The 9,220-nt window shown below is 70.9% G+C and carries 8 protein-coding genes; all 8 read right to left on the reverse strand.

The genetic code is table 11. The annotated features are described in order from the left end of the window. Nucleotides 1-353: 353 nt before the first annotated feature. Nucleotides 354-1,439, reverse strand: coding sequence for a hypothetical protein (locus AB0915_RS36345; RefSeq protein WP_366695256.1), 1,086 nt, complete (start codon nucleotides 1,437-1,439; stop codon nucleotides 354-356). A 161-nt stretch (nucleotides 1,440-1,600) separates the two neighbouring features. Further along, a complete protein-coding gene (locus AB0915_RS36350) occupies nucleotides 1,601-2,947 on the reverse strand; it encodes an NAD(P)/FAD-dependent oxidoreductase (RefSeq protein WP_366695258.1) in 1,347 nt (448 codons plus the stop codon). Beyond that, nucleotides 2,944-3,105, reverse strand: a complete 162-nt coding sequence (locus AB0915_RS36355; RefSeq protein WP_366695260.1) for a hypothetical protein — start codon at nucleotides 3,103-3,105, stop codon at nucleotides 2,944-2,946. The genes AB0915_RS36350 and AB0915_RS36355 overlap by 4 nt, the downstream gene beginning before the upstream one ends. Before the next feature lie 44 nt (nucleotides 3,106-3,149). After that, on the reverse strand, nucleotides 3,150-3,647 hold the full coding sequence (locus AB0915_RS36360) for a VOC family protein (RefSeq protein ID WP_366695262.1): 498 nt from the start codon (nucleotides 3,645-3,647) through the stop codon (nucleotides 3,150-3,152). A 173-nt stretch (nucleotides 3,648-3,820) separates the two neighbouring features. Next, nucleotides 3,821-4,246, reverse strand: coding sequence for a WhiB family transcriptional regulator (locus tag AB0915_RS36365; RefSeq protein ID WP_366695264.1), 426 nt, complete (start codon nucleotides 4,244-4,246; stop codon nucleotides 3,821-3,823). A gap of 199 nt (nucleotides 4,247-4,445) precedes the next feature. Continuing rightward, a complete protein-coding gene (locus AB0915_RS36370) occupies nucleotides 4,446-5,279 on the reverse strand; it encodes an alpha/beta hydrolase (RefSeq protein WP_366695270.1) in 834 nt (277 codons plus the stop codon). Nucleotides 5,280-5,433: 154 nt separating this feature from the next. Further along, nucleotides 5,434-8,196, reverse strand: coding sequence for an AAA family ATPase (locus tag AB0915_RS36375; RefSeq protein ID WP_366695266.1), 2,763 nt, complete (start codon nucleotides 8,194-8,196; stop codon nucleotides 5,434-5,436). Nucleotides 8,197-8,473: 277 nt separating this feature from the next. Further along, nucleotides 8,474-9,220, reverse strand: a 747-nt coding sequence (locus AB0915_RS36380; RefSeq protein WP_366695268.1) for a LuxR C-terminal-related transcriptional regulator, incomplete at its 5' end; no start/stop codon positions are given.

Below are 9,220 nucleotides of genomic sequence, written 5' to 3' on the forward strand. Positions count from 1 at the left end.
TATATTTGATAAGCTCTTTTGCGGGTTTGGGGGCGATATCGCATCCACTGGCCCACCACCGGGTTCCCCCCCGGTGGGACCTGACACCGACGCTGGGCGTCGGTGTCAGGACCGGGTGATCACGCAGGAGCCGTGGGCCTTTTGTGGCCGGGCGGGATGCACCGCTGAGGTGCGAAGGCCCGTGCAGGGCTGGGGTGTGGCGGACACGGTTCGGACCACGGGGCGTTGAGAACTCCATGATCTTCCCGGCCCGTGCCTGCCAGGCTTTCAGGTCCTCGCTGGGATGGCAGATCGCGGCGACTCGGACGTCGTCCGGCTACGCCGAAGTCCTGGACCCGATACCTTTCCCGGTCTCACCACTGCGGGGCCGGAGGCGTGGCCCAGGACCCGAAATCGGTGACAAACTTCCACCAGAGTCCACTGCTGACGCCACCGTTACGGACGTAGTAGACAGAGTTTCCGCTTATCACGGCCAGCGGGGAGTTATCTGTCCACTGAAAGAGGGTGGCATCGTCGTAAAGACCCGAGACCTCCCCATTCCGTTTGATCAGCAGGCTGTCCACATAGAAATCATATCCCGTGAGGGTGATCACGCCATAGCCACTTCCGGAGAGCGCGACGGATGGGGAATTGCGCGTCCAGGCCTCGGTCCACTTCGGATTTGTCCAGGTGGAAGTCCCGTACTGCTGCCGCGCCATATAAACGTGCTCGTCGAGGCCTGTGAAGGCGAGAACGACCTGGTTCCAGGGACCGGAATCTTTACCGTCGGTCACCTGAGCGGCGAGTGCCGGCGCCTTGACGCTCTGGGCATTCGGAACCACCTGGGGAGACTGGAAGGTCGTGGTGGTGCCGTCGTAGAACATCGTCCAGATGTCGTTGTTGGTCTGGCTGTTCCAGGCGAGCATGTAGGAGTTGCCTGGAAGCGCGGCGGCCGCCACGGGCTGTGGAGTGTTGGTTCGCGCGTTATTGGGGATCTGCGTCGCGTAGGGCAGCGTTGCCGGCAGCTGGTAGGCGGTGGTGAGCTGGATACGGTGCTGGTAGATATGGCCGTCCGTACCGGTGTGGAAGATCCGGAAGTTCCCGCGGTACCCGTCGTCTGTCCAGATCACCGTCGGGGCGGCCCACGTCTGCGCATGATCGGGCGACCCCGCCGTTGCAGGCAGCGGGTATGCGGGTCCGTTGCTCAACGAGATCCAGATGTTGTCGTTGTCCCCGCCGCGCCACACATGAAGGATGTTGCCGCGGTCATCGCGTGCTTCCCCTTCGACGCTACGGCTATGGATCTGCCCGCCCGAGTAGGTCACCGGATGGTATTGACCCTCCTCGCCGGGAAAACCCTGGATCCCGGCCGAAGCCGGCGCCGTCATTCCGAGAACGACAGCGCAGGCGGCTATGAGCGCCATTGCGGCCAGCCGGAATCTTCTCCATTTGTTGAACATATTTCCTCCGAATTGTCTCTCGAACGAGAATCTGGTCAGGATCGCCCTCGGAAAACCGTGCAAGACGGTGTTGCGGTGGCTCGGCATCACGACAGTGCGAGCCGCCGCACCGCGGGCAGCGGGGAGGGGCCCGGTCGCGGACGCCCGGGCTGCGGGACCTTTCACATGGCGGTGCCTGCTGCCGCGATCTCGGCGCGGAGGGCTTTGAGCGTGGCGGTGTAGATCTCGGAGAAGGTGGGGAACGGCTGGATCGTGTCGATCAGGACGTCCAAGGGCACCTGCGCCCGGATGGCCAGCGTTGCCTGCTGCAGCCACTCGCCTGCCTCCGGGCCGAGCGCATAGCCGCCGGTCAGGCGTTCGCCGTCGCTGACCAGGGTGAGGAAGCCGGTGCTCTCGGCGTACGCGTGGGTGTACGTCGCCGTCTTCGCGACCTCGGAGATCGGGATCGTGGCGCTGAACCGGCCGTCCGCCGAGCCCACCGCTGCGGCCTGCGGGTCGGTGTAGACGACGCGCGGTACGGCCGTGTAGTCCGCCGTACGCGACTGCCCCAGGATGTTCGCCGCGACCACGCGGCCCTGGTACTTGCCGACATGGGTGAGCGGCCACAGGCCGGTGACGTCGCCGATCGCCCAAAGGCGTTCCCCGGCGCGGAGGTGCGCGTCGACCGGGACACCCCGGGGATCCGGCTCGATGCCGACGCTTTCCAGGCCGATGCCGTGCACGCGCGGGCGTCTCCCGGTGGCGACGAGCAGCTTGTCGCCGCGCAGCTCCCGCCCGTCGGCGAACTCCAGGACGTAGTCGTCGCCGTCGCGGCGTGCGGCGGTCGTGTTCGCCGAGAGTACGAGTTCGACGCCGTCGCGGCGCAGCGCCTCGCCGAGCGCTTCCCCCAGGGGCGCGGGTTCGCGGCCGAGGATGTGCGCGGAGATGTCGGCGATGGCCGCCTCGCCACCGAGCCGGCGTACGGCCTGGGCCATTTCCACTCCGACGGGCCCGGCGCCCAGGATGATCAGGCGGCGCGGGACCGTCTTCATGGCAGTGGCCTCGCGGCTCGTCCACACGCCGTCGAGCTCGTGCAGCCCGGGGACGGGTGGGATGAAGGGCTCGGCGCCGTTAGCCAGCACCACATGGTCGGCCGTGTAGGCCACGCCGCCGACCTCGACGACGCCCGGACCGGCGAGCCGCGCGCTGCCACGCAGCAAGTCGATCTCGTGGTCGGCGAGCCAACGCGCCTGCCCGGCGTCGGAGTAGTCCGACACCATGAAGTCACGCCAGGCCAATGCGGCCGCGATGTCGACCTCCGCGGTCGCCGCCGCCTCGCGTGCGCCCTGCACGGCCTCGCCGGGCCGCAGCAGTGTCTTGGAGGGGATGCACGCCCAGTAGGAGCACTCCCCGCCGACCAGCTCGCGCTCCACGACCGCGACGCGTAGACCGCCATCGGCCAGCGCGCCCGCGCAGTGCTCGCCCGGGGAACCGCCGCCGACAACAATCACGTCGTAGTGCCCGGTCATCCCGGCAGCTCCTGGCCGGCGCGCTCACGCACCATATAGAGGGCGTACCAGTCCGGCCAGTCGGGGTCCTCCTGGCCGGTCCGCTCCTCGTGCCGGCCGTGGGCTTCGGCCGCCCGGCGCAGCGCCGCCGCGAGGTCTTCCACTGATTCGTAGGACATGGGCATCGGGGTTCTCCTGGGTCTCGGGGTGGGGATCTGACGCGTCAGCGCCCAGGGAGGCGGGTCTTGATCTCCTGGAGCAGCCAGCCGTTTCCGTCCGGGTCGCTGAAGGAAACGAACGACCCGTAGTCGGCGTGGTCCGGAGCGGCCCCGTCCAGCCGCCCCTCGGTCCCTGCGTGGCGGAAGATCCCTGTCGCGTCGTGGAACACCTCGCTGACGTCGGCCCCGCGCTTGACGAGCTCGGCCCGCGCGGCGTCGATGTCGTACACCGACAACTGCAGGCCCTGCGATGAACCGGGCGCGGCGGTCGTGACCCCCTCGCCGAAGATGATCGAGCAAGGCGAGCCGGGCGGCGTCAGCTGAACCACCCGGTAACCGTCGTGGACGGGGAAGTCGGCGTCGAGCCGCCAGCCCAGCATCTCGTAGAACCCCTTGGCCCGGTCGACGTCCGACACCGGCAGCACCACGACCTCGAGCCGCATCTCCCCGGGCTGCACCGGCGGGGTGCCCATGCTCTCGCTGCCTGTTTCGTCGCTGCTCATTTCCGCCTCCACTAGCCGGTGGTGTCCAAGCAATGAAAACCTGCGCTGACAGCCGCTCCGCGGCAACTCGCTACGATGCGGCGGCTCTTTTGCATGGAACCGAGTGTGGTGAAGACGACGCCGGCGCCGCATCCGTCGAGCGACTGCTCTCCGTACCTTCCGTAACGGCACAGTCATTCGACTGGGGTCGTGTTGGTCAGGGCCCGTTGGGGCGTCCGCCGGAGACTGGACGGGTCGGCGTCGGCGGAGCAGGCGGCCGAGTTCGCCGTCTCAGTCGATCCAGTCGCTCTCGCTGTCCTGCGGCACCATGGCCCACGTGCGTGCCAGCCAGCGTCCGGGACGCGCGGGTCCGCCTTGAGGTCCATCTCTGTGACGCTGCCCCGGACCACGTAGCGCCGGCCCGTCGTGACGGCGAAGCGTCCGCAAGGGTTTTGAACGGGGCATCGGCTGCACACGGCAAGGGCGTTCTCCTCGCGCTGTGCCCGCGTCGCGCCTCGTTCTCCCGGCGGAGAGAAGAAGACCGTGCTGTCCATCCCGCGGCAGGCCGCGTGGTCCTGCCACTCCCACAGCGTCAGCAGGGGCTTGACGTGGATCTTCACGGGGGGCCTCCGGGGTGTCCGGACGCCGCGGCCGATCAGGGGTCGCAGGCCGCGGATTGTGCTTCTGCCTGGATCCGAGGATGGGGCGGGCTGGTTCGGCGGTGAATCAGTCGTGTGACTGCATTGCCTGACCGACTCAGCCGGACGGGCACGGACGAGACACCTACCGTCCCGGGCCGCTGCGTTCCCGGCGCGGCGTTCAGCCCGCCAGGAAGCCCAACAGTGCCTCGTTGACCTCGTCGGCATGCGTCCACAGCAGGCCGTGCGGCGCGGCGGGGATTTCGACGTAAGCGGCCTGCGGCAGCAGCGCGCGCAGGGGCCGGCTGGTGGCGTCGATCGGGAGCAGGCGGTCGTGGGTACCGTGGACGATCAGCGCCGGGGTGTCGATGGTGGCGATGTCGTCTCGGAAGTCGGTGATCCAGCTCGGGATCACCGCGACGCATGCCCGGGGGGATGCGGCGGCGGCGATCTCCAGGAAGGCGTCCGCCGCCTCGGCGGCGAGCCTGGTGCCGAGGTTCTCGTCGATGTTGAAGAAGTCGTGGCGGAGAGCGGCGAAACAGGCTTGGGGGTCCTGGCGTGCCTCGGCCATCAGCGCGTCGAAGGTGGACAGTTCGACGCCGTGCGGCGTCTCGGCAGTGCGCAGCAGGTACGGGGTCATGGTGGCCAGGAAGACCGCCTTGGCCACCCGGGCCGTGCCGTAGGCGCCCAAGTAGCGTGTGATTTCGCCGGTCCCCGCGGCATGGCCGACCAGAACGGCTTCGGTCAAGTCCAGTTCGGTGAGCAGCGAGTCCAGATCTGCGGCCAAGGTGTCGTAGTCGTACCCGCCCGCGGCGTGCGACGAGCGTCCGAACCCTCGGCGGTCGTAGGTGATCACCCGGTAGCCGGCGGCCAGCAGCGCCGGGACCTGCCGGTGCCAGCTGCGGCTGTCGAGCGGGTAGTCATGGACCAGGATCACGGGCTGCCCGGTTCCGTGGTCGTTGTAGTAGAGCTCGGCCACGGCACTGTCGTCGTGGCCGACCGTGATGTAGGGCATGGCGATTCCCAGGGCGGAAGTCTGCACGGACGCGGGGCGAATGCTCCCGACTCCCACCCAGCCTGTCCGCGCTCGTGTCGGCTCACATCGGTCATCCGACTGTGGATCGGCCGCGCTCCTGCGCGCAGTGGCGGCTGCGCGGCGGAGCCCGGCCTCAGCCGAGCTGAGCAAGCGCCGCGGCGAGTTCCCGCCGGGACCTGATGTCGAGCTTGGTGAAGATCTTGCGCAGGTGCCACTCGACGGTGCGGGCGCTGATGAAGAGCTGGGCGCCGATCTCCGGGTTGGTACGCCCGTCGGCCGCGAGCCGGGCGATGAGTGCTTCCTGGGCGGTCAGTGCGACGGTCGCCTCGCTGCTGGGGCGCCGGACCCGTTCGCCGATGGCCATCAGTTCGCGGCGGGCGCGTTCGGCGAAGGCCGCGACGCCCATATCGGCCAGCATGTCGTGGGCGGTGCGCAGCGCCGCGCGGGCGTCCGCACGGCGGTTCTCGCGGCGCAGCCACTCGCCGTAGAGCAGGTGGGCGCGGGCGAGTTCGGGGCGGAGCGTCGTGCGGCCGAGCCGGTCGATCGCCTCGCGGTACAGGGTTTCCGCGTCGTCGCCGGTGCTGAGCAGGGCCCGCGAGCGTGCCTCGACCCCCAGCGCGAAGTCGGTTCCGCTCGCTTGCGTGGAACGTGCGAGCTGGTCGAGGGCGTCGCGGGCCGGCTCGGGCTGCCCGATGGCCACGGCGGCCTCGATGAGTTCGGTCAGCGCCCACAGCGAGACGTACCGCCCGGGCGAGTCCTCGGCGGCCGCGGCGGCCAGCGCCAGCGCCTGGTCGTAGTGGCCGAGGCCGTTGTGCAGGATCGCGCCCGTCCAGTTGGCGTACGCCTCGGCGACGCCCTGTCCTTGGCCATGCGCCTCGGCGGCGGCGGCCGTGATCAGCGGCAGGGCTTCGTCCTCGTCGCCGCGCAGCGCGCCGAGCAGGGCTGCGGTGAAGGGGGCGATGGTGGTTCCGGTCGCCCCGCAGACCGCGTCGGACTCGGCGACCAGCGTGGCGGCCGTCACGAAGTCCCCCTGCCAGACGGTGGCCACGCCCAGGCAGGCCAGCATGATCGGCAACCGGTCGAGCGCACCCGCCTCGCGGGCCAGCCGCACCTGGCGGGTGAGGATGGCGTGCCAGGCCTCGTGGTCCCACAGGGCGCTGGCCGCCGACTGGGCGAACCAGCCCAGGCGAAGTGCCTCCGTCGCGCCGAGGTTCGGACCCGTGAAGACGGCGACGATCTCCCGGAGCGCCGGTGCCGCTTCGGCCGGCCCCGCGGTGAACATCAACGTGAAGGCGTCCAGGAGCCGGTCGGCGGTGGCTGGGCCCTTTTCCGCCGGCCGGGCGTGCTGCGCGGCGCGGAGGATCTCTCCGATGTCGGTGCCGGCTGTCCGAGCGTCCGTGAACACGGCCGCCATCCACGCGGTCATGTAGGTGTCGCGGGCCAGGTCGCGGTCCAGCGGCTCCAGCCGTCGGGCGGCCTCGAGCAGCAGTGACGGGGCCTGGCCGTCCGATGCCGAGGCGAGGCTGACGTGGGCGCGCAGCAGGTCCACCCGGGCGCCTTGCAGCTTGTCCAGCGCGCCGGCTTGCGTCGTCGCGAGCAGATCCAGGGCCGTGTCGAACGCGCCCGCCTGCAGACTGGTCTCCGCGGCCGCCAGGATCCGCTCGGTGCGGCGTACCGGGTCGTCACTCAGCAGCACCGCCCGCCGCAGGAACGCGGCGCTCGCGGCCAGCCCACCGCGGGCGAGGGCCCGGCCTGCCGACGCCTCGAGCTCCGCCGCGACCTCTTCGTCCGGCCCGGCGGCCGCCTGCGCCCGGTGCCAGGCCCGGCGGTCGGGATCGGTCTGCGGGTCGGTCGCCTCCACCAGCGCCAGATGAGCCTCTTGCCGCTCCGCCGCCGATGCCAACTGGTAGGCGGCCGACCGCAGCAGCGGATGACGGAACCGCACTCGGGTGGCCATGTCGACCAGGCCCGCCTCCACCGCCGGTGTGACGGCGTGCAGGCGGATCCCCAGCTGCGCGGCGGCCCGCCACACCCGCGACGCTTCACCGGACGGTTCGGCTGCCGCCAGCAACAGCAGGTGCCGCGTCTCGGACGGCAGCTCAGCCAGCCCGCGGCGGAAGCCCTCCTCGAGCCGTCCCGACAACGACACCGCGTCCGGCAGGCCGAACTCGCCCGCCAGCCGCGTCCACGTCGCGCCCCGCAACCACTCCAGCAGGGCGAGCGGGTTCCCGCCGCTCTCGGCCACGACCTGATCCCGTACGCGCTTGTCCAGCGGTCCGGAGAGCACCGAGTGCAGCAGGTCCCGCGCGTCCCCGTCCGGCAACCCGGTCAGGCGCAGCTCCGGCACGCCGGCCAGGTCTCCGCCGGGAGTCCTGGTCCCGAACACCAGGCCGACCGGGTCCGCCGCCAGCCGCCGAGCGACGAACCCGAGCGCCCCGGACGACGCCCGGTCCAGCCAATGGTGGTCGTCGACCACGCACAGCAGGGGCTGCTCCTCGGCGGCCTCCGACAGCAGTCCGAGGACCGCCAGTCCCACCAGGAACAGCTGGGGCGGAGCGGCGTCGCTCAGCCCGAACGCCGTCCGCAGCGCGTCGCGCTGCGGCACCGGCAGCCGGTCCAGCAGCCCCATCAGCGGTGCGCACAGCTGGTGCAGGCCTGCGAAGACGAGTTCCATCTCCGACTGCACGCCGACGACGCGCAGCACGCGGTATCCCACCGCCTGGTCCGTCAGATGGTCCAGCAAGGCCGACTTGCCGATGCCCGGATCACCGTGGACGACCAGCGCCTGGCTCGCCCCGGCGCGGACAGCGTCCATCAGGAGGGCCAGTCTCGCGCGTTCCTCGGACCGGCCGACCAGTTCGCCGGAGCGCCCCGGCTGCCCGACGGTCAGGCTCATTACACGATCCCCCGTTGGAATTCTGCGGCATCCCACAGCTGTTCGGCCAGACAGCAGTCGATCGTGTCATGGGGTTCCGGGGGGTCACAAGCGCGCGGCGTCGATGACGGCCTGGGTGAAGCCCTGCGGGCCCTCCTGCGGCACGTTGTGGCCGACGTCGAAGACGCGGTGGTTGTACTCGCTGCTGAACATGCCTCGGTAGGCCGAGCCGTTCCCGGGCGGGGTGAACGGGTCGTAGCGTCCGTCGACGGGCCCACCGGGGCCGCACGGTCCGTGCTCAGGCCTCGTCGTCCAGCGCGGTCAGTGCGTCGCGCAGAGCCGCCCGCGTGGTGATCTCGAGCTTCGGGAAGACCTGGTACAGGTGGGCGCTGACGGTCCGGGGCGACAGGTAGAGGCGCTCGCCGATCTGCTTGTTCGTCAGGCCGGACGCTGCCAGGTGCGAGATCTCCAGCTCCTGCGGCGTCAGCACGGACCGCGTCGTCCCGGGCCGGGTGGGCTGCCCGGTGGCGCGCAGCTCCTTGCGGGCCCGCTCGGCCCAGGGCGCGGCCCCGAGCCGGGCGAACGCCTCCGAGGCTGCCGTCAGCGGCTCGCGTGCGCTGCTCTTCTCGTTGGTGCGCCGCAGCCGCTCGCCGAGCGCCAGCCGGATGCGCGCCGCCTCGAAGACCCAGCGGTCCGCCCCCGGCGCCGCCAGCGCCTGCCGGAAGTGGGCGACCGCTTCGTCGTCCGGAGCGCACAGGCCCGCCGCGCCCGCGACGAGCATCGCGTACCGGTCGGACAGCCGGGCGATCCCCAGCTCGCGCAAGGCCCGGACATGCGCGGCGGCTTCGTCGTCCCGGCCGGTCCGCACCGCGGCCTCGACCAGGTCGTACACCCCCCACAACGCGTGCGCGCTGTAGGGGGCCAGCGTTCCCGCCGGGGTGAGGGCGGTCGCGTGCCGGTAGGCCGCTTCGTAGTCGCCGCCGCCCAGGCTGACCAGGGTGCGCGCCTGGTGGGCGAAGGCCGCGGCGGCCCCGACGCCGCGGCG

Source organism: Streptomyces sp. NPDC048411, from assembly GCF_040704695.1.
Taxonomy (GTDB): domain Bacteria; phylum Actinomycetota; class Actinomycetes; order Streptomycetales; family Streptomycetaceae; genus Streptomyces.

Excerpts from the sequence above, each read along its gene's own strand:
- AB0915_RS36345 (WP_366695256.1), bottom strand. The coding sequence starts at position 1,439 with ATGTTCAACAAATGGAGAAGATTCCGGCTGGCCGCAATGGCGCTCATA.
- AB0915_RS36350 (WP_366695258.1), bottom strand. The coding sequence starts at position 2,947 with ATGACCGGGCACTACGACGTGATTGTTGTCGGCGGCGGTTCCCCGGGC.
- AB0915_RS36355 (WP_366695260.1), bottom strand. The coding sequence starts at position 3,105 with ATGTCCTACGAATCAGTGGAAGACCTCGCGGCGGCGCTGCGCCGGGCG.
- AB0915_RS36360 (WP_366695262.1), bottom strand. The coding sequence starts at position 3,647 with ATGAGCAGCGACGAAACAGGCAGCGAGAGCATGGGCACCCCGCCGGTG.
- AB0915_RS36370 (WP_366695270.1), bottom strand. The coding sequence starts at position 5,279 with ATGCCCTACATCACGGTCGGCCACGACGACAGTGCCGTGGCCGAGCTC.
- AB0915_RS36375 (WP_366695266.1), bottom strand. The coding sequence starts at position 8,196 with ATGAGCCTGACCGTCGGGCAGCCGGGGCGCTCCGGCGAACTGGTCGGC.